The organism is Pseudoalteromonas sp. AWM4_233 (assembly GCF_056158285.1).
Genome location: NZ_JBSWSZ010000113.1, coordinates 361,845 through 388,605, shown reverse-complemented (window position 1 = coordinate 388,605; position 26,761 = coordinate 361,845). Strand labels below are relative to the sequence as shown.

16 protein-coding genes are annotated in these 26,761 nt (G+C 42.2%); 8 read left to right on the top strand and 8 right to left on the bottom strand.

The features are described 5' to 3' along the window. Positions 1 to 190: 190 nt before the first annotated feature. From ACXAC4_RS23235 to ACXAC4_RS23215, 5 genes are all read right to left on the bottom strand, one after another. A complete protein-coding gene (locus tag ACXAC4_RS23235) occupies positions 191 to 4,345 on the bottom strand; it encodes a hybrid sensor histidine kinase/response regulator (RefSeq protein WP_475166070.1) in 4,155 nt (1,384 codons plus the stop codon). 187 nt (positions 4,346 to 4,532) lie between these two features. Continuing rightward, positions 4,533 to 5,510: a glucokinase gene (locus tag ACXAC4_RS23230; RefSeq protein WP_475166065.1), complete on the bottom strand. Its 978-nt coding sequence runs from the start codon at positions 5,508 to 5,510 to the stop codon at positions 4,533 to 4,535. A gap of 13 nt (positions 5,511 to 5,523) precedes the next feature. Next, positions 5,524 to 7,059, bottom strand: coding sequence for an alpha,alpha-trehalase TreF (gene treF / locus ACXAC4_RS23225; RefSeq protein ID WP_475166062.1), 1,536 nt, complete (start codon positions 7,057 to 7,059; stop codon positions 5,524 to 5,526). Between the two features lie 18 nt (positions 7,060 to 7,077). Beyond that, on the bottom strand, positions 7,078 to 8,307 hold the full coding sequence (locus ACXAC4_RS23220) for an MFS transporter (protein WP_475166060.1): 1,230 nt from the start codon (positions 8,305 to 8,307) through the stop codon (positions 7,078 to 7,080). 182 nt (positions 8,308 to 8,489) lie between these two features. Continuing rightward, positions 8,490 to 9,506: a LacI family DNA-binding transcriptional regulator gene (locus tag ACXAC4_RS23215; RefSeq protein ID WP_475166059.1), complete on the bottom strand. Its 1,017-nt coding sequence runs from the start codon at positions 9,504 to 9,506 to the stop codon at positions 8,490 to 8,492. 261 nt (positions 9,507 to 9,767) lie between these two features. Between ACXAC4_RS23215 and ACXAC4_RS23210 the strand changes: the two genes are divergently transcribed. Continuing rightward, complete coding sequence (locus ACXAC4_RS23210) at positions 9,768 to 12,026, top strand: TonB-dependent receptor (RefSeq protein ID WP_475166056.1); 2,259 nt, start codon at positions 9,768 to 9,770, stop codon at positions 12,024 to 12,026. Between the two features lie 98 nt (positions 12,027 to 12,124). On the opposite strand, the gene ACXAC4_RS23205 is transcribed toward ACXAC4_RS23210, so the two are convergent. Beyond that, positions 12,125 to 13,105 carry a glucokinase gene (locus tag ACXAC4_RS23205; RefSeq protein WP_475166053.1) on the bottom strand — a complete coding sequence of 327 codons (981 nt, stop codon included), beginning with the start codon at positions 13,103 to 13,105 and terminating at the stop codon, positions 12,125 to 12,127. Between the two features lies 1 nt (position 13,106). Then, positions 13,107 to 15,611 (bottom strand): TIM-barrel domain-containing protein, encoded by a 2,505-nt coding sequence (locus ACXAC4_RS23200; RefSeq protein WP_475166052.1) that lies wholly within the window; start codon positions 15,609 to 15,611, stop codon positions 13,107 to 13,109. 237 nt (positions 15,612 to 15,848) lie between these two features. On the opposite strand from ACXAC4_RS23200, the gene ACXAC4_RS23195 reads away from it, so the two are divergent. Next, entirely contained in the window at positions 15,849 to 17,486 is a 1,638-nt protein-coding gene (locus ACXAC4_RS23195; protein ID WP_475166050.1) for an alpha-glucosidase family protein, read from the top strand. A gap of 74 nt (positions 17,487 to 17,560) precedes the next feature. Then, positions 17,561 to 19,369 carry an alpha-amylase family glycosyl hydrolase gene (locus ACXAC4_RS23190; RefSeq protein WP_475166048.1) on the top strand — a complete coding sequence of 603 codons (1,809 nt, stop codon included), beginning with the start codon at positions 17,561 to 17,563 and terminating at the stop codon, positions 19,367 to 19,369. Between the two features lie 243 nt (positions 19,370 to 19,612). Here ACXAC4_RS23190 and ACXAC4_RS23185 read toward each other — a convergent pair whose 3' ends face one another. Then, the gene (locus tag ACXAC4_RS23185; protein ID WP_475166045.1) at positions 19,613 to 20,629 is read right to left on the bottom strand and encodes a hypothetical protein; all 1,017 of its coding nucleotides are present in this window, start codon (positions 20,627 to 20,629) and stop codon (positions 19,613 to 19,615) included. A gap of 243 nt (positions 20,630 to 20,872) precedes the next feature. On the opposite strand from ACXAC4_RS23185, the gene ACXAC4_RS23180 reads away from it, so the two are divergent. The 5 genes from ACXAC4_RS23180 to ACXAC4_RS23160 are packed head-to-tail and all read left to right on the top strand — an operon-like array spanning position 20,873 to position 26,135. Beyond that, positions 20,873 to 21,547 (top strand): ABC transporter ATP-binding protein, encoded by a 675-nt coding sequence (locus ACXAC4_RS23180; protein WP_349287715.1) that lies wholly within the window; start codon positions 20,873 to 20,875, stop codon positions 21,545 to 21,547. Next, positions 21,544 to 22,542 (top strand): HlyD family secretion protein, encoded by a 999-nt coding sequence (locus ACXAC4_RS23175; protein WP_475166040.1) that lies wholly within the window; start codon positions 21,544 to 21,546, stop codon positions 22,540 to 22,542. Before ACXAC4_RS23180 ends, ACXAC4_RS23175 begins: the two co-directional genes overlap by 4 nt. Continuing rightward, positions 22,535 to 23,716, top strand: coding sequence for an efflux RND transporter periplasmic adaptor subunit (locus tag ACXAC4_RS23170; RefSeq protein WP_475166038.1), 1,182 nt, complete (start codon positions 22,535 to 22,537; stop codon positions 23,714 to 23,716). Before ACXAC4_RS23175 ends, ACXAC4_RS23170 begins: the two co-directional genes overlap by 8 nt. Continuing rightward, entirely contained in the window at positions 23,713 to 24,903 is a 1,191-nt protein-coding gene (locus ACXAC4_RS23165; RefSeq protein ID WP_475166033.1) for an efflux RND transporter periplasmic adaptor subunit, read from the top strand. Before ACXAC4_RS23170 ends, ACXAC4_RS23165 begins: the two co-directional genes overlap by 4 nt. After that, positions 24,900 to 26,135: an ABC transporter permease gene (locus ACXAC4_RS23160; RefSeq protein ID WP_475166029.1), complete on the top strand. Its 1,236-nt coding sequence runs from the start codon at positions 24,900 to 24,902 to the stop codon at positions 26,133 to 26,135. The genes ACXAC4_RS23165 and ACXAC4_RS23160 overlap by 4 nt, the downstream gene beginning before the upstream one ends. Positions 26,136 to 26,761 lie beyond the last annotated feature (626 nt).

Below are 26,761 nucleotides of genomic sequence, written 5' to 3'. Positions count from 1 at the left end.
CCAATATTTTGGCTGGTGATTTTGACCAATTAGTATTCACTTATTAGTCAGTTTAAACCGTAAAAAAATGGCATTTAATATGGCATTCAATCAATACTACCGAGTATATGAAACAACCACCATGTTATGCATACGTATTCAGCATTGTGTAAAACACTAGGTTAAGTGATCGTAAAGAGAGGTAGGCTGATTATTTTAACGACCACTCTTTGAGCTTTTCAATGACTTGCTCTTCTACAATTGGTTTTGTGATGTAGTCACTCATACCTGCATCAAGGCACTTTTGTTTGTCGCCCTGCATGGCATTCGCAGTCATAGCAATAATTGGAATGGCAATATTGTTATCGCCAGCTTCACCTAAACGAATAGCTTGAGTTGCTTGATAGCCATCCATTTCAGGCATTTGACAGTCCATTAAAATTAAGGTGAATGGTTCAGATTCATTTGATGATGAGAGCTTTTCGATAGCTTGTAAGCCGTTCTCAGCGACTTCTGTTTTTATGCCAATATTACTTAAAACTTTTAATGCAACCAGTTGGTTAACTTTATTATCTTCTACTAGCAGTAGGTGAACATTGGCAGTCCAATCAGACTCTGAATTAGGTGCAGCTGTTGCCTGTTCAATACTTAAAGCCTGTGAATTATTTGCTTCAAGCTGATGACGAAGTTCAGCGCTTGCTATCGCGATAGATTTTAGTAAGGCGGCTTGGGTAATTGGTTTGTAAAAATAGGCATCAACGCCTAATTCGATAATTTGTATTTGACTATATTGCTCATTAAGCCTGCCCATCATGACGAGTTTAGTTTCTCTGAAACTAGTCGTGGTTCTGAGCTGTTTCGCAAATGACTCGCCTTGCATACAGGGCAAATACTTATCAAATAGCACAATATCGAAAGATGCTGTGCTTTGCATATCCTGTGTTTTTAAGATGTTTAGCGCCGCTTCACCACTTACGCAATCTGCTACTTCTACCCCCCAGGCGTTGAGTTGTTTCTTCAATGCAAAGCGACTTGAACTATTGGCGTCGACGAGCAACAGTTTCAACCCTAGGTGCCCGAGTTCATGATGCTCTGTGGTTGATTGATTTTGACTCGTTACAAGGCAAGTGATAGTAAAGCAGCTTCCAACACCAACTTCACTGGTGACACTAATATCACCGCCTAACAACTGACATAGGCGCTTTGTAATACTGAGACCAAGGCCCGTACCTCCGTACTTTCTGGTTGTGGACGCATCAACTTGGCTAAATGCATCAAATAATGAGATGAGTTTATCGTTAGGTATACCAATGCCTGTATCGCGGATTTGGCAGTTTAACTCGAAGGTATCTGGCGAGTCTGTTGCTAGTAGTTTTGCAGCAATAACAATTTCGCCATGTTCGGTAAATTTAATGGCATTACTAAGAATGTTTGTCAGTATTTGCCTGATCCGACCCGGATCAGATTTAATGGCCGTCGTTTTAAGCTCCGTTAAATCGAGCACAATCTCAACACCTTTACTTTGCGCGCTGAGTGACATGGATTCGGCAAGTAATTCAATCAACTCCCTGATATCAAATTCAATATTTTCTAATTCGAGTTTATCAGCTTCGATTTTTGAAAAGTCTAGAATGTCATTGATTAAAGTTAGCAAAGAGTTGGCACTGGTTCTAGCTATATCAACCGTATGCGCGTGCTCAGGGTTTAGCTCTCCGGCTTTAAGCAGGTTCAACATACCAATCACCCCATTCATGGGGGTTCGGATCTCGTGACTCATATTGGCTAAAAAATCAGATTTCAATTGCGTAGCTTCTTCTGCTTTCTCGAGTGCAGCAGCTAGCTCTTTGGCTTGAGATTCCAGTGATGCAGTTTTCTCAGAGACTTGTTGCTCAAGTTTAGTCACAAATTGTTTCTGTCTTATTATTTCAACTTTTTGCAGTCGTGTTCTTAAATAAATAGCGCTGAAAATAAGGGTCAGTAATATCAAGACATAAATACAATAAGCCCACCACGTTTGCCAAAGCGGTGGAGAAACATGCAGGTTTACGGTGAGCATGTTCTTGCTCCATTCCCCGTTACTGTTAGTCGCTTTGACCATAAACGTATAGTCACCGCCATCTAAATTGGTAAACGAGGCAATGTTACGATTGCCGATTTCAATCCATTTATCGTCATAGCCTTCTAATTTGTATGCGTATTGGTTTTTGTTGGGGGAAATAAAGTCTAAAACTGCAAACTCGAAAGAAAATACATAATCTAGATAAGACAGGTTGATGTCAGTGACATAAGAGTAAGGCATATCTAACTGTACAGGTTGCCCCATCACGTTAAACCCAGTTAATATTAAGTTTGGGTCAGCTTGGTTGCTGGTCAAAGAAGTAGAGCTAAAGTACTCAATACCACGCTGGCTACTGGTAAAGAAGGTGTTATTACTGCCCTTTACAAGGCTATTAGGGTAATAATTCAAGCCTAACAAACCATCTTGGCTGTCAAAGTTTTTAATGGTGTCGTTTTTCGGAGAATACTTTGAAACCCCTTTGTTTGTGGTCAGCCATAGATAGCCTTCAGCGTCATCGGCGATGGCTCTAATTAAATTGGTGGGTAGTCCATCTTCTTTTTTTATATGTTTGAAGTTTTGCGCATCAGGTTGGTAAAGGTTTAGTCCCTTTTGCGTGGCAATCCATATCTCGCCACTTCTTGTTTGGTGTATGTCTTGGACTATACTTCCAAGCAAGCTATCAGGGTTGTAACGGTTATTTTTAAAGGGCATGAAGAACTGCATATCTTCTTGCCATAAGTTCGCACCATCGCCTGTGCCTACCCACATATTACCTTTATCGTCTCTAAATATTTCGAGTACCTCGGGGTGGGTAAGGCCATAAGTTGAATCTAGATGTGTGAACTTTCGTTGTTGTGGGTCATAGGTATAAACCCCGTTTTTGTATGTACCTATCCAAATTTTGCCTAATGTGTCGGCACTTAGAGCGCGGATCTCTCTAAACTCTTTGTGACCTGGATCATTTTTGGGGTAGGTGATTAACTCGATATTTCGCGTAACAAGATCAAACGTTGCCAACCCTTCATCTTGCGCAATCCAGAGTAAATTATCGTCAGATAAATAAAGCACAGGTCGCTCTAGCAAGCGGTTGTTTTTAAAGCCATTTTCCTCATTAAAAATAGCACTTGAGAGCTTTTCAAGTTTTTGAGAGTCCACTTGCCATTTAAACAATTCGGAGTTGGATGTCGCGATTAGTAAATCACCGTTTGTATTGCTTAAAATACCATTTGGTGCCACAAGCTCTGGGTTTTGAATTGATTTAAACTTTCGGTGAGGCACCAGCTTGTAAATACCTTGTACTTCATTGGTGATCCAAAGCGTTCTGCCACTGTCTTCGAAAATGATACGTAAGCCATTATTGTGCTCTAATTCGAGTTGCTTGATTTCATCATCGGCAGGGTCGAGCCTAAACACGCCTTTGCTGGTGACAAACCAAATAAATCCCTCTTTGTCTTCAATCATAGAGTTAACTTGGCCTAAGTTCTCATTATTAAAAAGACCTAATTGCGTAAATTGCTTAGAGTCTGGGTTGAACTTAAAAGGACCTTGTTGTGTGCCAATATAAATTTGGTCATTACGAGTTTTGAGAATATGGCGAATTTCGTTCGCACCTGTTGGGGTATTATTAGTTGGATCTGGAAAAAAATACTTAAAAGTTAAATTCTTTTTGTCGAACAAATTTAATCCGAAACTGGTGGCAACCCAGAGAGCATCTTTGTCTTTATTCTCAATATCCCAAATACGGTTATGACTTAAACCTTGGACTTTTTCAGTGGCTTTTTTTACATGAGAAAATTTGTTTCTACCTAAATATAGGTTTAAGCCTTGATCGTAAGAGCCAAGCCAAATCGAACCGTCTTCGTCGTGGTGCAGTGATTGAATGCGGTTTGCTGAGATAGAGTCACTGCGTTTTGGGTCATGTAAATGGTTGTCGAACCTACCCGTCGTAGGGTTATATTTATTAGCTCCGCCGCCCCAAGTGCCAATCCAAATATTCCCATCTCTATCTAGCATTAAGTTGCCTGCGTCATTATGCGAAAGGCCGTTTTCACTCATGCTGTCAAACTCGAATAGTGTGACTTTGCGACCGTCATAACGCATTACGCCATTTTCTGCTGTGCCAAACCAAATCAGTCCCTGTTTATCTTGAATGATGGAGTAGATTTCAGAGGATACAAACCCTTCTTCGGCAGTGAGCTTTTTTACCGAATATTCATTGGTTAGTAATGGGATCTGAGCGACGCTGTTGCTTGAAATAATAAGTAGCAACACGAAAACAGCATGCGCGAATTTAAATAGTTTATCCATAAAAGGCTTTTGATATTTTTAGAGGCAGCTCGATTAATTTAAGCCTAGTTTAAAAAAGGGACTATTTCTAATTAAATTTAGCAGGTTTTTTAGCGGTTTAGCTGAAAGATTGAGGGAAATAAAAGCGCAATATTTAATAAGTAATTAAGCTAAAAGCTAAGTAAGAGCTCTACTTAGCTTTTAGTTTTTAGCTTTGCATCGCATAAGCTGCAGCACCTAATAGGCCCGGTTGGCTTTCTGTTATCACATAAGTCGGTGCTTGACGCGGAATGTGTGATAAGCGGCCTTTATTTTCAAAGCGCTCTCTAAACGCCGTTGATTTCAAGAAATCAACAAAGCGTGGCACTATGCCACCTGCGATATAGACACCGCCGACGCTGTTGCATGTTAGCGCCAAATTACCTGCAAAGGCGCCGAGTACACGACAAAACACATTGAGTGCTAGGTTGCAGTATTCACAGTCATTGTTTAAACCGCGCTCTGATACTTGCTGTGCTGAGAGTTTTTCGGTGTTTGGGTTTTGTTTAATGGCAGAAACAGCCTGATAAACCTGTTCTAAACCATAACCCGATAGCAATTGCTCGTAAGAAACTCGCTGCTTAATCTTGTTTAAGAAACGCAAAATCTCGATTTCGAGCTCGCCAACTGGCGCATAATCAACATGACCGCCTTCGCCACTGACACAGTGCCATTTGTCTCCAACAGGAATAAGGTTCGCAACACCTAACCCTGTACCTGGACCACACACTGAAATAGGTTTACCTGCAACGGCTTCACCATCACCGATTTTTACTTTTTGTGCATCACTCAAAAGTGGAATAGCCATGGCAATGGCTGTGTAATCATTAATCAGCGTTAAAGACTCAAGCTTTAATGTCTCTTTTAATGCCGATTGCGAAAATTGCCAAGGCAAGTTTGTCATTGAAATTAGATCATCATCCACCGGACACGCAATGGCTAAACAAGCACTTAATCGGCTGTTTTCTAATTGCTGCTCGCTGATATACAGCTTTAATACTTCGGTAAGACCGGCGTAATCAGCACATTTATAGGTGCTGATATTGCGGTAATAGCCGTCGGCTTGCTCGTCGACAATGGCAAGACGAATATTGGTGCCGCCAATGTCGGCGATAATACGAGTGATGAGCTGTGCATTTGTTGTCATAATGGGCACCTATCTATTTAGGATCTTCGGCAATATTCTGTAAGCGATGATAAAAGTCGAGTGTAACGCCATTCGTCCAGCCAAAACCTTCCTGTACTTCGTATTCTCCGCCACTGGCAATATCAACGACCTCACATACATTATATTTCTCCATTAATTTGCCCGTTTGAGCAAAAATCGTTTCAACCGATTGAGTCCAGTGCTGCATGATTTTTACAGCAAGAGAGTTGTGTTGATAGTTCATAAGACCTTGAACACTAAACCATTGCAGTGGTGCCCACCCATTTGGCGCGTCCCATTGCTGCTTGGTTTCAGACAAAGTTGTGACCAGGCCGCCACCTTTTAAAAAAGCCCTTTCAAGTTTGTTGGCGACAGACTGTGCTTGCTGCTCCGAAGCAACTTCGGCAAATAAGGCGACGCTTGCAGCTAATGACTCCACCTCTGAACGTTTATTTTCGATATGGTCGTAGTCAAAATAAAACTGTTTTTCATCACACCATAAGTACTGATTGATTGCGTGTTTTCTTTGTTCGGCACGAGTCATATAGTCGTTTTGTTTTGTCTCGTTACCTGTTATTTCAAAACAGTGGGCGAGATTCGTCTCAAGCTGTAGCATTAGGCAATTCAAATCAACGGGCACAATTGCGGTAGTTTTCACTGACATTAAGTCATTTGGATTGGCTAGCCATCTCGAGCTGAAATCCCAACCTGATTCGCAGGCAGCACGAATATTGCGATAGAAATCTGAACGCTGTTCTTCTGGGAGTGTTAAAGCCATCTCATAATCTTCTCGATATGACTCGGGTCTTGGTGTTGCTGCATTATCCCAATAGCGATTAAGCAAGCTGCCATCAGGCATTTTTACCACTCTAAGTGTTTGCGTATTTTCCCCATTTAGCGTGTCAGCGCCTTGCATCCAAAACTGATACTCAGATTCTATAGCATCAATATATTGGCGGATAAAGGCGTTACGATTGGCTTTTTGTTCGGCGAGTAACATAACGAGTAATGACATAACTGGGGGTTGTGAACGTGTTGCATAGTAGCTACGGTTACCATTTGGGATGGTACCCACACGCTTGAGAAGACTCACCATATTATTGAGCATACTTTCGACAATATCGATTTTTCCCGAATGGATCAGACCAGCAGCGGTGAAGTAACTATCCCAGTAATAAATTTCTTGAAACCGACCTCCGGGCACAATGTATGGATTCTCTAAAGCGATCAAAGAACTCTCTACTTGGGTGTCCGCTGGCTTTTGTAAAATATCCCAAAGACGTTCAATGTGCTCTTTGATGTCACTGGTCTTTTGTGATGCTGATAACTCCCTGACATGTTCAAGCTCAAAATGCGTTGAAACAAACTCAACTAAATCAAAGGTTGAACAGTTTTTTTGCGTGGTATAACGAGCGAGTGTATCTGCGTAGCTGGTTTTGGGTTTTGCGTCGGCAAACGTTTTACTATCTTGGAAAATTGCTGCAAGTTGCACGCGTTGAAACAGCTCGCTTTGGAAAAACGCGACGCTTTCATTACAAAATGACTTCATTGAAATGACCTATAAAAATTACTGTGAAACACGTGCTGTGGCAGTGCGAAAACCTCGCAGAGCGATGAAAACACCGAGCATAGGTATTAAAGAAAGATAAAACGCAGTTTGACCGTCAAAAAACTCAAACACTGTGCCGGTAATAATTGAACCTGTTGTCCCGCCAAGTGCCGAAAATACCACGATAAGTCCTGTCATTGGCGCGTGTTTTTCGGTTTCTAATGAGCTCAACATAATAGAGTTTAATACCGGATAAATAGGCGCCATTAAAAGCCCTATAAGTGGCAGCAAGTAAGCCGCTAATGGCAAATCGCTTAAGCTAGAAATGTCACGAGCTTCAATGCTCTGTGTTAGAGGTAAGATGCCAATTATTAAAGCTGCCATGCCGATAATGCACACCTGTAGAAAACGATACCAATTAACATGCTTTAGTATTTGCCCAGCGAGTAACCTGCCAGCGGCGAGAGAAGCTGCGAATATACTGGTCATTTGCACGCTGATATCGACGGGCAACTGGAGAATTTCGCGATTGAAAGTAGGTAACCAAGTGCTGATCCCTTGCTCAATTAAAACATACAAGAAAATTGAAATAATAAAAATCAGAACTAATGGTTGGTAACTCATCTTCAGCATAGAGATAAACGCATCAGCAAAGTTAACGTTTTTTTCTGAAAATGCAGGTGCTTTGATAGGTGAAAAAGCAACTAAAACACTGGTAAAGATGAGGAGTGCGGCCAATACATAGTAGACATTGAGCCATGCAAGAGACTGCAAGTTATTAGTGTCTATAAAGTAACTAAATAACCAATAGCCAATTAAACTACCCACCATAAAAATCCCCTCAACGGTATTGAGTGTTGATGAATGAGATTTTTCTGAATCTGATATTTGTCCAATGATTGAGTAAACAGACACTTTAACGAGTGCGAACGAAGCACCAATACACGCGAACAGTAGCTTTATAACGATGAAATTACCAAAAACGGGTGCCGCTAAGCTGGCAGCAGTGACTGCTAAAAGCCCGGTTAATAACGCTATTTTGTAACCGATACGAGGAATATATGCGGCTACTAAAAATGACACAATGGCGATGGGTAAATCTTTAAACCCTTCTAATGTGCTTGCTTGCACTTTAGAAATACCAAAGCTGTTTATGGATTGCAAAATGACCGTACCAACGCTATTCAACAAGATAGCGAAGATAAAGTAACATGCTGAAATAGCAACTAAAGTGACAAGTCTGGACATGCTAAATACCTAGTTGTTACTACCCGTTAGTGATAGTTATTTATTGTGGTTGATTTAGCTAGTCTATGCCGATAAAAAAACAAATGCAAACGTTTGCATTTTGAGTGTTTAAAATTAACTGTGTCACTTGTGAAGAGAAATACGGACTCTAAACGTTTGCAAGATTTTGAAAATTAATAACTTTAAGGTGTAGAGCGTCGCTTGAACAGTTCAACTTCAAGTACTTTGCTTTGAGCTGGTTTTTGCTCAAATTGGCAAATTAACTGCTCAACCATCAATTGAGCTGCCAAATCAGTATCTTGTCGGACAGTAGTGAGTGCAGGGTGGAAGAGTTCAGCCATGTTTATATCATCGAAGCCAACTACGCTAACATCGCCGGGAATACTGACATATCGCTCTTTAAGTGCTTTTAAAGCACCAAATGCTACCATATCACTGACGGCAAAAATGCCATCAAAAAATAGCCCTCGATTTAAGATTTCTTGATTTACTTTTTCATAAGCTGCTTTACTGGTGATATCGATATCTATGGTCAGGCTAGGATCAAAATGAAGTTTAGCTTCTTTTAATGCTTGCTGGTACCCAAGGTAGCGCTGCGCCATTTCAGTGTGCTCGGTGTCACCAAGGAATAATACTTTTTTACACCCACTTTCAATAAGTTGCTTGGTAGCCAAATAGCCACCGTATTGGTTGTCACTGCCAACAATCGGGTATTTTTTATTGAGTTTTGGGTCGCCCCAGACTACTAAAGGCGCTTTTGCTGTAACGACATCATTGACGTTGTCTTCGCTTTTTCCTTGACCAACAATAATTAAACCATCAGCGCGACGGCTGCTGATGAAATAACTAGCCCAGTCACTATCAGCCATCATTGAGTTGGAAAGCAGCATTTCATAACCGGCTTTGTTAAGCGCGAGGTTCAATGCACTGACCATTTTGAGTAAAAAAGGGTCATTGATGCTTTGTTCAGTATGATCTGTGAGGTTCAGAATCACTGCGACGACATTGGTTTTTTGCGTTCGTAATTGGCTTGCCGCATGATTAATACTGAAGCTGTGCTCTTTGGCTAATGCTTGAATCCTTTCTCTAGTTTCTTTTTTTATCAATGGGTTATCTCTTAATGCGCGAGAAGCCGTTGAAGTAGAAACGCCAGCGAGTTTTGCTAATCCAGTTAGCGTTAAGCGAGACTCTTGAGTCAAAGCCACATCCTCAATTTTAAAATAGACGGTAAGACAAGGACATAATGCAAAAATTCGGTAATTTTTGCAAACGTTTGAAAAAATGGTTTGCAAACGTTTGCAAAAGCTCATATGTTAAATAACAAGTATTGACTTTTAAGCAACATAATCTCAAAGGTTTAATACGCCCTAATGCAACAAACGCTACACTTTAACCGTGTAATGAGAGTAGCGATTGTTTAAATGACAACGAAGATAAAACACGCTAGGGGACAACAGCAAATGAGCAAAAAGTTTTCTTATAGTGCGATTGCATGTGCAATATCAGCAACGCTACTCAGTCAAACAGTTATGGCTGAAGATGCTGCGAAAGACGAGCAAAAGATAGAACAAATCGTCATCAGTGGTACACCAGGTGGTAATGGGATCAGTAAAAAAGATGCCAGCTTCGCCGTAACAAACTTAGACATTTCACTTATTGAAAAGTTATCTCCTAAAAGTACGGCAGACTTGTTTAAAGCGGTACCTGGCGTGTGGGTAGAAACTTCGGGTGGTGAATCAGGTGCGAATGTATTTGTACGTGGTTTTCCAGGTGGTGGTGATGCACCATTCTTAACATTATCGTTAGAGGGTTCACCAGTTTATCCTGCGCCGACTTTGTCATTTTTAGAGAACTCCTCGCTATTTCGTATCGATGAAACCATCGAAACGATGGAGGCCCTAAGAGGAGGTCCAAACCCTGTGGTATCAAATGGCCAGCCGGGTTTAACGACTAACTTTAGATTAAAGCGTGGTAGCGAAGATACAGAAGCGCTTGCGAAGTATTCAACTTCTGACTACGGCTTACAGCGTTTAGATTTGGTGTTAAGTGGCGAGCTCTCTGACGACTTTTATTACATGATTGGTGGCTACATCAAGCGTTCTCAAGGTATTCGTGATGCTGGCTTTACTTCAGAAAGAGGTCAGCAATTTACGATTAATCTGACCAAAGAATTCGATAACGGTGAAGTCAACGTCTACACCCGCCAAACCGACGACACAGGTACTTGGTATTTGCCTACCCCACTTAACGTAGAAGGGATCGATGCGGGATATACCCAAATCGGTACTCTAAATCGTCAAGCACAAGTGTATTATGGTGAGAATGACCATGCTCAAACCTTTGATTTTGGTGAAGGCAGAGGTTGGAACGGTCATGTGTCAGGCGGTAGCATTAAGTTTGAATTAGGCAATGGTTGGGAGATCATCGACCGCTTTAGCCTAACGCAAGGTAAAGCTAACACATATGGATTAGTACCAAATGGCTCTTCAACAACGGTTGCCGAGGTTGCTGATGATGGTGTTTCTGCGCTGGGTGCTGTTACAGGTAAAGAGTATGCAGGTGACACGCCTGTTCAGCAAATTGGTCGCTGGGTTGTGCTCAAAGACATTGAAGCTTTCACAAATGATCTTGCAGTATCAAAATCGTTTGGTGACTTAAGCATGTCAGTGGGCCTATACAATGCTTCAACATCAGCAAAAGATTGGTGGACACTTGGAAACCATGCGTATCATGTACTTGAAGCGGGCGGTGAAATGCTGTCGGGCATTGAGTGTAACGATGATGTAGAAGGGTGTGGCTGGAACTACGATATCAACTCGACCGGTGATGCAACAACATCAGCATTGTATACAACATTGAGCTATGAGCTGAATGACGACATTACTCTTGATGGTGGTATACGACGCGAAACGCACGAAGTGGAATATTCTGTAGATGAAGGTCTTGATGGGGTTATAAACAAGACGGTGTCTTATGAGCAAAGCAAAACGTCATGGACTGCTGGTATTAACTACAGCTTGAATGATGAAATGGCTGTATTTGGTCGTGTGAACCAGGGCTACAAAATGCCTTACTTTGATGACTTTAGAGACAATTATGGCGTGTATTCGTCGGGTGAAGACTTAATCAAAGAAGTCACCCAAGGCGAGCTTGGTTATAAATACATGACTGATAGCCTACAAGCATTTGCGACTTTCTTTAGTAATGAAGTGAAAGGTGACACGTTTGTAAGAAGACCTGGTGATCCAGCTGAAATTCTGACAAACGAAGCATATGGTGTAGAACTTGATATGAACTACGAGGCGGAGCAAGGCTTCAAAGTTCATTTGAATGCGACTTTACAAGAAACTGAAATTACCGAAAGCCCGAATAATGCAGGTAATGAAGCACAGCGTCAGCCAGCTTGGCAAGTTCGTTTAACACCAAGTTATGAATTTGACTTAGGTGACGACCAATACTTGACGGTTTACGGTACATTATCTTCAGTTGATGACCGTTGGGGTAACAATGAAAACACCGTAGTATTGGGTGGGTATAGCAAGGTTGATTTTGGTATTTTGTATGAACCGTCAGAGCGCGTGAAAATGCAATTAGCAATTGATAATGTGACGGATAAAATGGGCATTACCGAGGGTGATCCACGTAACCCAACATCGCCAAATGGCCGATATATTCTACCAAGAAGCGTAAAATTCAGCGTATCTTACGCGATTTTCTAAATTAGAGGTTTTTAGCTAGCACAAAGGCCATACGTTTCAACGTATGGCCTTTTTTGTTTTGTGGCATAACTAAGTTGTTATGCCACCTCAAAGTAATATTAGCTTTGCATCGCATAAGCTGCAGCACCTAATAGGCCCGGCTGGCTTTCTGTGATCACATAAGTCGGCGCTTGACGCGGAATGTGTGATAAACGGCCTTTATTTTCAAAGCGCTCTCTAAACGCCGTTGATTTCAAGAAATCAACAAAGCGCGGCACTATGCCACCTGCGATATAGACACCACCGACGCTGTTGCATGTTAGCGCCAAATTGCCTGCAAAGGCGCCGAGCACACGACAAAACACATTGAGTGCTAGATTGCAGTATTCACAGTCATTGTTTAAACCCCGCTCTGATACTTGCTGTGCCGAGAGTTTTTCGGTGTTTGGATTTTGTTTAATGGCAGAAACAGCCTGATAAACCTGTTCTAAACCATAACCCGATAGCAATTGCTCGTAAGAAACGCGCTGCTTAATCTTGTTTAAGAAACGCAAAATTTCGATTTCGAGCTCGCCAACAGGGGCATAATCAACATGACCGCCTTCGCCACTGACGCAATGCCATTTGTCACCTACAGGAATAAGGTTCGCAACACCTAACCCTGTACCTGGGCCACACACTGAAATAGGTTTACCTGCAACGGCTTCACCATCACCGATTTTTACTTTTTGTGCATCACTTAAAAGTGGAATAGCCATAGCAATGGCAGTGTAATCATTAATCAGCGTTAAAGACTCAAGCTTTAATGTCTCTTTTAAAGTCGATTGAGAAAACTGCCAAGGCAGGTTTGTCATCGAAATCAAATCATCATCCACCGGACACGCAATGGCTAAACAAGCACTTAAGCGGCTATCTTCTAATTGCTGCTCGCTGATATACAGCTTTAATACTTCGGCAAGACCAGCATAGTCAGCACATTTATAGGTGCTGATATTGCGGTAATAGCCGTCGGCTTGCTCGTCGACAATGGCAAGGCGAATATTGGTGCCGCCAATGTCGGCGATAATACGGGTTAAAGACTCAGACTGTTGTGTTGTCATGTTATTGAACCTGTAGTGTCAATGGCTGATGCTGCCAGTTAAATTTTACCGTTAAGGTGCTGTTTTTATTATTCCAATCATAAGATCGAATGATTTGGTCGCCTACCTTAACCTGCTTTGGCTGCTGTTGCCAGTTATGGATTCTTAAGGTGATTTCACGTGCTTTAGGCATGCCCTTGTAGCCTTTGCCTTGGCGCATAAGCAGCATGCCCAATTGGCTATTATTCTGCTTCGCAGCGAAGTTAAGTAGTTCAAACTCACCACGTTTGTCGGCATTCATGGTGTGGCCATCGTCTTCATACATACTGCCCGTAGCATTTTGTACTTGGTTATCGGCCCAATAATGTAAGGTTAAGTGCTCAGAGCTGTAGTTTTGCGTGGCTTGGAACTTCTCAACCATAGGCACAAATGCTCCCGCTTTAACGAACACAGGGATTTGCTCAAGGTTTACTTCGACTTTATGTGTTTTGCCACCTTCGAATTTTTTGCCTGTGAAATAATTAAACCACACACCTTCTGGCAGCGTGACGTCGACAGAACTTAAATTCGCTGAGGTAATAGGGTGTACGAAAAACGCGTCGCCCCATAGGTAGCTGTCTTTGTTCGAAAGGTCTGTATTGGCAGCGTCACCCATAAAGGTTGGTCGCATCAGCGGTAGACCAGATTGACTGTTTTGATACGCTAACGTGTAGTTATAAGGCATCAGTTGGTATCTAAGTTCGATGAACTGACGCAAAATATCTTGCGTTTCTTTATCATGGAATACCACTTCTGAAGGAATATGTTCTTGACCATGCGGGCGATAAATTGGTTGGAACACACCGTATTGTAACCAACGGATATACAGCTCTTTATTAAACTGCTCACCACCGGCAAAACCACCTAAGTCTGAGTGCGTGTAGCCCAAACCAAACATGCCCATTTGCAGTGATAACTCAACTTGTGGTTTTAATCCGCCCCAAGTTCTGTTCACGTCTCCAGTCCAAGGCACCATGCCGTAGCGCTGAGAGCCTGCAGCACCTGCACGCATTAAAATAAATGGACGTTGTTCAGGCTGCGTCGTTTGTAAATGTTGAAATAACATTTTTGCCCATTGATGTCCGTAGGCGTTATGAATGGCATCGGCAGACACTTGCTGGCCATTATCTAGGGTGTGCAATGCATCACTCGGGTGTACTTCTGGTTCACCTAAATCGCCCCACCAACCTTGTACACCTTGTTCAGCAAGTTCTTGATAAATTTTATTAAACCAGTTTCGACCTGTGTCGTTGAAGACATCGACAATACCGGTATTACCAAAGTAAAAATCAAACGTTTTTGGGTTGCCTTCGGCATCTTTTGCCAGTACTTTTTGCGCAACTGCATCGTCCCAACGTTTTGAACTCGAAAGAATAAATGGTTCAGTGATCAAAATAGGTTGAATGCCTTGCTCACGTAGTTCATGTAGCATTTTTTCAGGCTCAGGAAACGCGTCTTTATCCCAAGCAAGGTTGCCCATATGGCCCTGAATGTCTTTACCAAACCAATATAAGTCAATGATGATGGAGTCGAGTGGGATATTCAGCGCTTTGAATTTGGCAACTGTGTCCATCACTTCTTGTTGTGTGCGATAGCCAAAGCGAGAGGCAAAATTACCAAACGCCCAGCGAGGTAACATGGGCTGAGTGCCACTGATATCGGTGTAGTTGGCGATCAATTCTGGGTAAGAATCACCCGCCACGACAATATAAGCGTTACGCCCTGCCACAGCTTCAAACTGCAAGACATTTTGTTCTGACTTTGCTAAATCAACCCAGCCTTTGGCGCTATTATCGAACAGTAACATATATTGTTTATTCGACATCACCGCAGGCAAGCTGTAATTCATTTGTACTGATTCAGTTTCGTAGCCGTAATGTGCACGGTTGTACAAAGGTAAACGATGGCCGCGGCGGTCCATACCTAATACGCGCTCGCCTGTGCCAAGTAATTGCTCACTGTCATTTAAGTTAAAGCGAACACCATGTACGTTATGTATTTCAGTTTGGCTGTCATGCTGTTCAATCACTGTGCCTGAGTAAAAGCCCTGCTCTTCTTTTACCAGTAATTGTTTGCCTTTAAAGTAACTTACTGAATAAGGCTGCGTGGTAATTTCGACACGCATATTGCCTGCTGAGCCAACAAGCACATTGCCTTGCTGTGAAGCCTTTTGACTAAAGAGTAAGGTATGGTCTTGGTGTGTTTCACTGATAGTATAAGAAGGTAGGTTACTTGCCGGCACCGCAGCTTGTTTGGCATTGAATACCGCTTCAATGGCACTGTCATTCAATGCTGAGAAGGTAACATCACCCAATGTTGTGGTAACCGTCAGCTCACCATTTTGATAGCTGTGAGACACATATTTATGCGCTTTTGATGCAACCGTATAAGGTTTGTCATTGTTCTTATTTTCAACAGCTTGTACTGCAATTAGTGGGTTTAAAACTAGCCCTGTAACTAGGCTAATACCCAAAAAAACTTTACTCACACCCAACCTCTTTGTCATTTTTCTTGATGATTGCATCATAGCGCCATTCATAAAACTGCAAATCCTGAATACGTATGCAAAGGCTGTTACGAAAAAATCATAACGCGTATTCTTTATGACAATATTATAACGACTATCCGATTATGCCTCGGGTCTTTTAAAACTAAGTGCCACTAACTGTGACACTGAGAACAAAATGAGGTGTAGGGCGATGAAGAAGAGTCTTTGGGGTTTTAAATGAAAGAACAAATGTGGTGGCGCGGCGCCGTTATTTATCAGGTATATCCACGCAGCTTCTATGATGCCAACCAAGATGGTATCGGTGATATTCCGGGTATCATCGCAAAATTAGACTACATCAAAAGTTTAGGTGTAGATGCGATTTGGGTATCGCCATTCTTTAAATCTCCTATGAAAGATTTCGGTTACGACATCAGTGATTATCGCGATATCGACCCACTATTTGGTCAGTTATCAGATTTTGATGAGCTGATCGCCAAAGCCCATGACCGTGGCATTAAGATCATGATTGACCAAGTATTAAGTCATACATCTGATCAACATGCTTGGTTCTTAGAAAGTCGTGAAGATAAAACCAATGACAAAGCTGATTGGTACGTATGGGCCGATGCTAAGCCAGATGGCACACCGCCAAACAACTGGATGTCTATTTTTGGTGGTGTTGCTTGGACGTGGGAACCGCGCCGTCAACAATACTACCTACATAACTTCTTAACCAGTCAGCCAGACCTTAACTTCCATAACCCAGAAGTACGTCAAGCAACGCTTGATAATATTGAGTTTTGGCTAAAACGTGGTGTAGATGGCTTCCGTTTAGATGCAATTAACTTCTGCTTCCATGACGCGCAATTACGTGACAACCCGCCTAAAGCGCAAGAACTGCGTACCAATATCGGTTTTGACTCAAAGAACCCGTATGCATATCAGTATCACTACTACAACAATACCCAAGATGAAAACTTGGGCTTTATGGAAGACATTCGCGCACTATTAGACAAGTACCCGGGCACAGTCGCACTTGGTGAAATCTCGTCTGAAGATTCATTAAAAACCATGGCGGAGTACACCCAAGGTGATAAGCGCCTACACATGGGTTATAGCTTTGACCTGCTAACAGACGACTTCAAAGCTAGTTACATTAAGCAAGTTGTAGAGTCATTAGAAGCACGCGTATCGGATGGTTGGCCATGTTGGTCAGTGTCGAACCATGATGTTATTCGTGTTGCGAGCCGTTGGGGTAGAACACAAAACGCTGAAGGGAATGCTACACTCGCGAAAATGCTGTATGCGATGATTTCATCACTGCGCGGAAGTGTTTGTAGCTATCAAGGCGAAGAGCTTGGCCTAGTTGAAGCTGAAATTGCTTACGAAGACTTACAAGACCCGTATGGCATTACGTTCTGGCCACAATTCAAAGGCCGTGATGGTTGTCGTACTCCGCATCCTTGGGCAAGCCAAAAAGACAATGCAGGTTTTAGTACTGCTAAACCTTGGTTACCTGTGCCAGAAGCGCATTATACTACTGCAGTAGATACCCAAGAACATGATGAAAACTCAGTACTAAATAGCTACCGTCATTTCAGTGCATGGCGTAAGGGCTTTGAAGCAATTCTTTACGGTGACATCGAGTTTATTGAGACGCCAGAGCCAATTCTTGCGTTTAAACGTAGCTACAATGGCCAAACACTTTTAGTCTGCTTTAACCTAAGTAATGAAGCGCAAACAATCAGCCTTGAGCAGTTAGGTGTAAGTGAGCTATCACTTATTACAGATCACAAGCTTGTGACAGCGACCATTAATGACAACAACTTAGAAATGCCAGCGTTTGCGAGCGTTTATGCAAAGCTTTCTTAATTGAAAGTAAGCATGATACCAATCCTCAAAATAGACTAATTAAATTAGAGGATTGGTATAAAAAAGGAGATCCTATGTTTAAATCACCACTGAATAAAATTGCCTTATCGCTGATGTTAGCGACAGGTCTTACAGCGTGTAGCCAATCAGCGAATACAGCAAAAGAGTCAGCAGCGCAGGCGAATACCGCAGTTGCAGCGACCAATGTTGAACAGTTTGAGCGCAAAGCGGCTAAACTGACACCGTATCAGCAACGAGATTTTCGTGATGAAGTATTCTACTTTGTGTTGCCAGACCGTTTTTATAATGGCGATCCGAGTAACGATATGGGCGCTGCCGAACACGATACTAAACGTGCGCTATCACGTGGTGGTTTAGACGTTACTCACAAGGGCATGTATCACGGTGGTGACTTAGCAGGTTTAACTAAAAAGCTGCCTTACCTAGATAACATGGGTATTACCGCGATTTGGTTAACGCCAGTACTACGTAACCGTGCAATGCAAGCCGATACATCGGGTTACCACGGCTATTGGATTTTAGATTTTACCGAGATTGACCCGCACTGGGGTTCAAACGCTGAGCTTAAAAACTTCATTGACCAAGCGCATGAACGCAATATCAAAGTGTACTTTGACATCATCACGAACCACACGGCTGATGTGATCAAATATGAACAGTGTCATGGTAAAGATGGCCTAGGGTGGTTGGTTGAAGGTGACCGCTGTCAATTTAAAGATAGCAATACACCAGAAAATGAGCGCTACAAGCCACTGATCCCTAAAGGTGAAGAAGCCATTAAAATACCCGCTTGGCTAAACGACATTGATTTGTATAACAATCAAGGTGACTCACACTGGTCGGGCGAAAGCTCAATCAAAGGCGATTTTGCAGGATTAGACGATGTCGACACCACACAACAGAAAGTGGTTGATGGCATGATTGACATCTATAAAAATCTGATCACCGAGTTCAAGCCAGATGGTTTTAGAATTGATACAGTAAAACACGTAGACATGTCATTCTGGGAGCAGTTCTCGCCGGCACTGATGGATCATGCTGCCTCATTAGGTATCAACAACTTTATGATGTATGGCGAAGCGTATAGCTTTGAGCCAGAACTACTTAGTACATTCTTAACTGAAGGTAAAATGCCATCGGTACTCGACTTTGCTCTGCAAGGCAGTATTGAAGCGGTTGTGGTGAATCAAAAAGGCACAAGCGAGCTGACTAAGCTTTTCGCAAAAGATCATTTATACAAGCATGAAGACGGCTTTAATGCCAATCACCTTGTGAGCTTTACGGGTAACCATGACATGGGCCGTATTGCATATCGCTTAAAGAGCAGTGATTTTAATTACAGCGAAAGCGAAATGGTTGAACGTACTCTTCTAGCCCATGCATTGATGTACTTTAGCCGTGGTGTACCGGTTATTTACTACGGTGATGAGCAAGGCTTTGTGGGTGACGGTGGCGACCAAGATTCAAGACAAAACATGATGCCATCATTGGTTAAAACCTATAACGATGATGACCTGTTAGCCACAGATAAAACCACAGCTGATGACAACTTTGATACATCGCACTTGTTCTATCAGCGCTTTGCTGAATATGCTGAGCTATATCAAGCGCATATCGCACTACGTCAAGGTGAGCAAAGTATTCTATTCTCACAAGATGAACCAGGCTTATTCGCCATCAAACGAGCGTATCAGGGTGAGCAAGGTAAGCAAAACCTAGCTGTTATCTTTAATACCAGCACGAAATCTCAGAGCATTAAGCCGACTGGGATGAGTGAAAATGCGAAACTGATTTATCAATCAACTGAAGGTGAGAAAGGCCAAGTAGCTGGTCTTGGATTTAGCGTTTATCAGCTAGATTAATACCAACCCTCAATAATACTCAATCATTTTGAGGGACTAAAACTGACGCTAACTTCGTTGAAAATTTCTTATTTAGAACAACTAAATAGCAAAATTTCCGCCTCGTTATCGACAAGTTTTCCTTGCCTCAAAATAGATCGCTTAATTAAGAGGGTTGGTATAAGCGTAAAGACACAATTCATCACACCGAAAAAAGCCCCATTTGCTTATGCTGATGGGGCTTTTTTTCATTGCCTGAGATAGCTATCTCAAAAATGCAAGCTGTTCATAGTTTTCTAAGAATGTTTTTAAATTCGCCGAGAGCTCGATGGCAATAAAACTCACGTCTTCGACTTGTTCGACATTGCTTACTCTGTCGATATCCTCAGCGGCAAATAGCCAATATTGTTGATCATGTTTTGGGCCTCTCACCGCTCTAAGTAAAGATTTATAGTAAGCCCTATAATGCTCGCCAAGAACTGCATCGACTTCTTCGAGTGTGATGCGAATATTATTGTTTAATTCTAACCATTCTCTTGATTTTTTAAGCTGTTGCTCAAATGGAAAGGCCATCATGCTTTCTACTGCGACTTCATCGAATAGCTTAATATTTTTCTGTGCGTCTTTTAGGTTAGCTTTTAAGCCAGCGCAGAGCGCATCACAGGTTGCTGTTTTAACCCTGTTTAAAAGCTGCTGTTGCAGTAACTTAAGTTGCTCAATGTGCTGTGTGTTTAATGTGATTAAATGGTAAACCTGATTGCTTTGCTGCGAAGGCGATAATGCAATTGTTTTTTCTGAGTTTTGAATCAGTGAGTTTAGTTGAAATAAGAATTCGTTTAACTCAATGATATTCCACTCTATTGGTGCTTCACTTAGCAATTGCTGCCCTTGTGAAATTAAAGCAGGATGTTTGTCTAATAAGGTATGAGTGCTTTTCACTAACTTTTGTAACGCGTCGTCGCTGAGGATCTGTTTAAGAACAGAATCGGCCGCCATTGAATTGTCTAATTGCTTTGCCTCCGCAGCTAAATTAAACGCAGTTATCAGATCTTTTTGAGTAAGGTGTGCTTGTGATTGTGTGACTTTATCAATGGCTGTTTTGTGTTGCTGTGCTCGCTGTTGCCACGATGTCTCACCGAGTTCAACAAGTTGCTGCGCGAATTGATATTGGCTTTGGTGATCTCTTTGTATTTCAGCCTGATAGTAACTTTCTTCAAGTTTACTTTCTTTACTACAGGCGGCAAGTAGACAAGCACTTAAAAATATAAGACTTTTTCTCATAACAATCGCTGTTTTCCGTAACCTGAAAGTTACTATAGTGGAAACAGGTTTGAAATGTAACCATTATTATTTTGCATTTTATGTTTCATTGGTAACGCTTTTTTTACTATAAGGTTAACTTTTAGTAAATCGGTACAGTTTGATTTATTGTCACTAAAATCAGTCGCTTATGATAGTTGACTCAGTTGTTCACATTGTATACGGTGAATATCTGATAAAAATAATAATCAAGGATTGTAGCAAGTGATTGAAGTTAAAAACTTATATCGCGAATACGGCAATGGGGAAACGCGCGTCACCGCGTTAAACGATGTTTCTATCTCCATTGATGAGGGCGAATTCGTTGCCATTATGGGCTCTTCGGGCTCGGGAAAATCAACCCTCATGAACATCTTAGGCTGTCTTGATACACCGACACAGGGTGAATACTTTTTGTCGAGTCAGTCTATTCAAGATATGTGCGATGAAGACTTATCAAAAATAAGAAACGAGCGTATCGGTTTTATTTTCCAAACCTTTCACCTTTTAACCCGTTTGAGTGCACTTGAAAATGTCACCCTGCCACTGCGTTACAGCGAGACTTCACCAGAAGAAGCCAAGCAAAAAGGCTTAGCCATGCTTGCCAAAGTCGGACTTGATCATCGAGCAGGGCACAAACCGAATGAAATGTCGGGTGGTCAAAGACAAAGGGTGGCAATTGCTAGAGCCCTAGTGAATGAGCCAAAAGTCATTTTTGCCGATGAGCCTACAGGTAACTTAGATAGCAAAACCTCTCACGAAATTATGTCACTGCTATGTGACTTACACCATCAAGGGCACACCATTGTGATGGTGACCCACGAAGACGATATTGCCGAGTATGCAAAACGTATTATCCGAATGAAGGATGGTGTGAAAATAGAGGACAGCCGCCGATGAAAGCTAATTTAAAACGATGCACATTAAAACCATTGTGTTTGGCTATGTTGCTTTCAAGCTCAATGCTCAGCGCTAATAGCTATGCAGAGGATGTTCAAAGCATTTTCATCACAGGTGAAATCAAGGCCGGTGATAGCCAAATTTTCTTTTCGCCACAAAGTGATACTTGGCGTGTGCAAATTGAATGGATGTTGCCAGAAGGCGAAGTGGCGAAGCCCGGCGATGTGGTGGTGGTTTTCGAAGGCGGCTCAATCGCCAGCACCATAGAACAAGATGAAGTGAGTCTTAATAATGCGGAAGATGAATTAAAAAGGCAGCAGAATAAAGGTCAGCAGGCGATTTTAGAAGCTGAATTTGCGTTAACGCGCGCAGAGCTCTTACTTGAAAAAGCGAAGATAGATGCCGCGGTGCCGAAAAGTCATGTCAGCGTGTTCGACTACGAAGAAAACCAGCTCAAACTTGAGCAAGCGGTGATCCAAAAACACAAAGCTAAAGCCAGTCTAGCTGAAGCAAAAACCACAGCACAGGTGAATATTCGTAAACAAGAAATTGAAATCGCACGTTTACAAATTAACTTAAAAGAAAACCGAGAACGCTTAAACGACTTAACCCATAAGGCAACCAATCAAGGCCCGATCTTATATGCAAATCACCCTTGGTATGGCTCTAAATTATTTTCGGGTGCGACGGCACAACCAGGCTGGAAAATTGCTGAAATTCCAGCGATGACAGGGCTCTACCTTGAGGCTTGGGTACATGAAATTGATTATAAGCACCTTACGCTTGACCAAAGCGTTAATTTGACCCTAGACGCCTACCAAAAAACACCTATTACAGCGAAGTTAACTAATTTATCGACCCAACCTGAAGAACGTAAAGAATGGGGGAAAGACGCCTATTATCGTGCTGTTTTCTCATTTGATGAAACACAAAAGCTAAAAATACTGCCGGGTATGACTGGGCGTGTGCGTTTACAAGGAGGCCAAAGTGAATAAATTTAAATTAGGCGTAATAGCCAGTATTGTCGCTTTATCATTAGCAGGCTGTGGCAGTGATGAATTTGATTATCACACTGTCGAGAAAACCAGTTTTCAGTTGGCTGTACAGGCCAATGGTGAACTAGAGTCAGCAAAACAGTCGTTGATTGCGCCACCCTCTATTGCTCGCATGTGGCAATACAAGGTGAAGTTTCTAGCACCTGAAAACAAGCAAGTTAAAAAGGGGGAGGTTGTCGCGGCATTTGACGACAAACCTGTTCGCGATCGCTTAATTGATAAAAACAGCGAATATGATCGTGCAGTCAAAGAACTTGAGAACCAAAAAGCACTAGAAATTAAAAACCAAGAAGAGCTTAAACTAGCCCTTGCCGAAGCGCAGATGAACTTTGATATTGCTGAGCGTAAAGCCGACATTAACGATGATTCGCTTTCAGACAACGATAAGCGCAAGGCGCAGATAGATTTCACCATTGCTAAAAATGACCTAGCGCTGGCACAAAGAAAACTGGCGTTTCAAAAAGAAACCAAAGAGCTCAATATTCGATTGGCTGAAGGAAAAGTAGGCCGCTTGAAGGCCGAAGTAGACGCACTAAAGCAAGACATCGAAAGGCTTAAAGTCAAAGCCCCTATGGATGGTATTGTAATGTATTACAGTAATTCGAGTGGTGAAAAGCCGACTGTGGGTGAAAGTGTGCAATTTGGCCAGCCAGTTATTGAAATGGCAGTAATAGAAGACATGCAAGTAAAAGCACAAATAGATGAAGCAGACTTTGGCCGTATTGCCCTTAATCAACATGTTAAAGTCACCATAGATGGCCCCGAGCCGCTCATTACTTCAGGTAAAATTACTACCATTGGCAGTGCTTTTCGCGAGAAGTCACCACAAGACAAACGCCGCATAGTTGATACCCTGATCACCTTAGATGACATTGATGCTGCGATCATGCGTCCAGGCTTAACTGCTCGGGTAGAAATCGCCACAGATAAAATTGAAAATGTGTTAGTTGTGCCTATCTCGGCCTTACACAATGAGCAGTCAAGTGGCGAGCGAGCCAGCGCTTACGTGATAGAAAAAGGCGGCGATAAACTGTCTGTTCAAGTCGGTAATATCAGTAATGGCTTTGCTGTGATCACAGAGGGAGTAAAACAAGGAGATGAGGTACGTCTATGAAATATTTAGCGATAGTGATCAGTGCATTATTATTAACGGCTTGCTCAGAACCGGCAGAAGTTGATGCGCAATTAACCTATGCGGTTAAAACAGCGCCATTTAAGAACTATGTTGAGGCAAAGGGTGAATTAATCGCAGCAACAGAAACTGTGATCAGTACTCCCGCTTCGTCTCGTGGTCCACAAACGCTCGCATGGTTAATGCCTGAATATTCGCAAGTGAAAGAGGGTGAAGTGGTAGCGAGATTCGACGGTCGTGTCATGAGTAAGCAAAAACGTGAAAGTGAATTTTCAAACGACAAGGTCTCACAAGACTTGTCTGGCAAAAATACTGAAATTGACACAAGAAGAAAGCATTTAGGGTATGACATTGATATTGTTGAAGAAGAAAAGCAATTTGCTGAAACCTTTTCAATTGATGATGTACGCATCATCTCCAAACTCGATATTTTAGAGCAGGCGCAAAAGGTTGATTACCTAAATGCAAAAACAGACTATTTTAATTGGCAATCAGAGCAATTTAATAGCAGTGCCCAAGGTGAATTAGATCTCTTAAATATGCAAAGTCAACAGCACCAAAGCAAAATCGATATGCTCAATGGTAACTTGTCATCACTAGAAGTGGTTGCCCCTCACGATGGTTTGTTAACGCACAGTGTGAACTGGCGCGGCGAAAAACCAAGAGCTGGGCAAACACTTTGGCCGGGCCAGAAAATTGCGGGTTTACCGGATATCTCAGTGATGCAAATTAAACTATTCGTGAAAGAGCGCGAAGCCATTAACTTGCAGCAAGACCAAGCGCTGGAGTTTTCTTTGATTTCAGATCCGAGTAAAACATTCACTGGCAAAGTGACCAAGCTTGCGCCCTTTCCAAAGTCAATCAAACGCCAAGACCCGCAAAAATATTATGAGCTGACCGCCAGCATCGATGAACAAGGTGCCCATTTACGACCTGGTCTAAAAGTCACAGCCAATATTATTGCCAACCAAGCAGCCGAAAAACTGGTTGTCCCTAAGTTTAGTGTATTTGCCGATGAAGACGGTGCGTATGTGCAACTTAAAACGGCATCGGGTTATAGCAAAACCCCTGTGAGTTTGGGGCAAAGTAACTTAAGCCATGTTGAAATTACCCAAGGCCTCTCAGAGGGAGATGTGATTGCGTTGGTCGATAAGGAGGGCAAATTATGAATCTAGTGGGCTTATTTAAAGATGCTGTAGTACAGCTACAGCAACATAAACTACGTACCTTTTTGACACTCCTTGGCATGATCTTCGGTGTAGGTGCCGTAATCGCCATGTTAAATATTGGTGAGGGCGCTCAGCGCGAAGCGTTGAAAATGATCGACTCTATGGGCCTAAACAATGTTATTGTTGAAGCGAAAGATTTTGAAGAAGAAGAGCTCAGAGAGCAACGTAAACATTCAGATGGTCTGTCGCTGAATGACGGTAAAGTCGCCGTTGAAGCCTTGCCATTTATCACTGATTTTGCAGCAGAAAAAGTGGTCGAAACCTACCATGTGTTCAGTGAATACGCTAAGTTCGAAGGCCAAGCCGTGGGGGTCAGTGAAAACTACTTCAAGCTGGCGCATTTCGATTTAAGTGCAGGACGCTTGCTAAACGAGCAAGACGGACAACACTTTTCACAGGTAGCGCTGCTAGGCGCCAATACCGCTAAAACCTTGTTTCCACTTGGTGATGCGGTAGGCAAGTCAGTCAAAATCAACCATCTGTGGTTTGAAGTCGTAGGTATTTTAGAAGCGCCATTTTTGAAAAAGAAAGAGTTTCAAGGGGTGAAGCTAGGTGACGAACAAAACCAGATTTTTATTCCGTTAAAAACAGCCATTCACCGCTTTAAAAGTGAATTACTCGACCCAGAAATATCGCGTATTAAGCTGGCAACTGAGCCGGGCTTTAGCCCAGTGATGGCTGCACAAGCCATTGATGCCATGGTTAAGGGGCGTCATAACGACATTGATGATTACAAGCTGATTGTGCCTGCAGCGTTATTAGCACAGCAAAAGCAAACCCAGCAAATTTTCAATATTGTAATGTCGTGCGTGGCAGGTATTTCATTGCTGGTGGGCGGTATCGGTATCATGAATATCATGCTGGCAACAGTGTTAGAGCGCACCAAAGAAATTGGTTTACTACGCGCCATTGGTGCCACGCAAAAAGACATTCAAGTTCAATTCATTACTGAGAGTTTTACTATCTCTATCTTAGGTGGCTTGCTTGGGGTGTTTTTCGGTATTGCTTTATCTGAGCTAATTGCATTCTATTCAGAATGGGCAGTATCTTGGTCGCTCAGCGCTATCGTTTTATCGTTCAGCATCTGTGCATTGGTGGGTTTGACATTTGGTGTTTACCCAGCGATTAAAGCGTCAAAACTTGATCCGATAGAAGCACTGCAGAGCGATTGATTTTAGGTGAAGCAAGCGAGTTAGCTAGGGATGAGTTAGCGAGCTGAAAGTAACAAGCTTAAAGTTAAATACACAAAACGCAGGTGCAGAAATGTGCCTGCGTTTTTTTAGTTATATTTATATCTTATTGAAATGATTTTAATACTTTAGAATACGCTAATTATTGTAGGCGCAGGTTTATACTGCACAAAATAGCGCGATGTAAAATCGCGCCTACAAGGTTTTTATGCTCCGGTAGCACCGACTTTATGTCGGGTATTTTATGTCGCCATGGTTTGAATATTTTGTCGGGCTGAAGCCCGAACTACAACATGAACTTACCTAAAACCCCAGAACTAACCAATCCTTTAGGCGCTGGTTTATTATGCGTAAAAAAGCGCGATATAAAATCGCCCCTACAGCAATCATCTATTTAGTTTTTTGAATGTAGGCCGTCGTTTACGGCGACAAAGTTTTTATGCTCCGGTATCACCGACTTTATGTCGGGTATTTTATGTCGCCATGGTTTGAATATTTTGTCGGGCTGAAGCCCGACCTACAACAACATGAACTTACCTAAATCCAAGAACTGACCAATCCTGTAGGCGCTGGTTTACCTTGCGCAAAAAAGCGATGTAAAGTCGTGT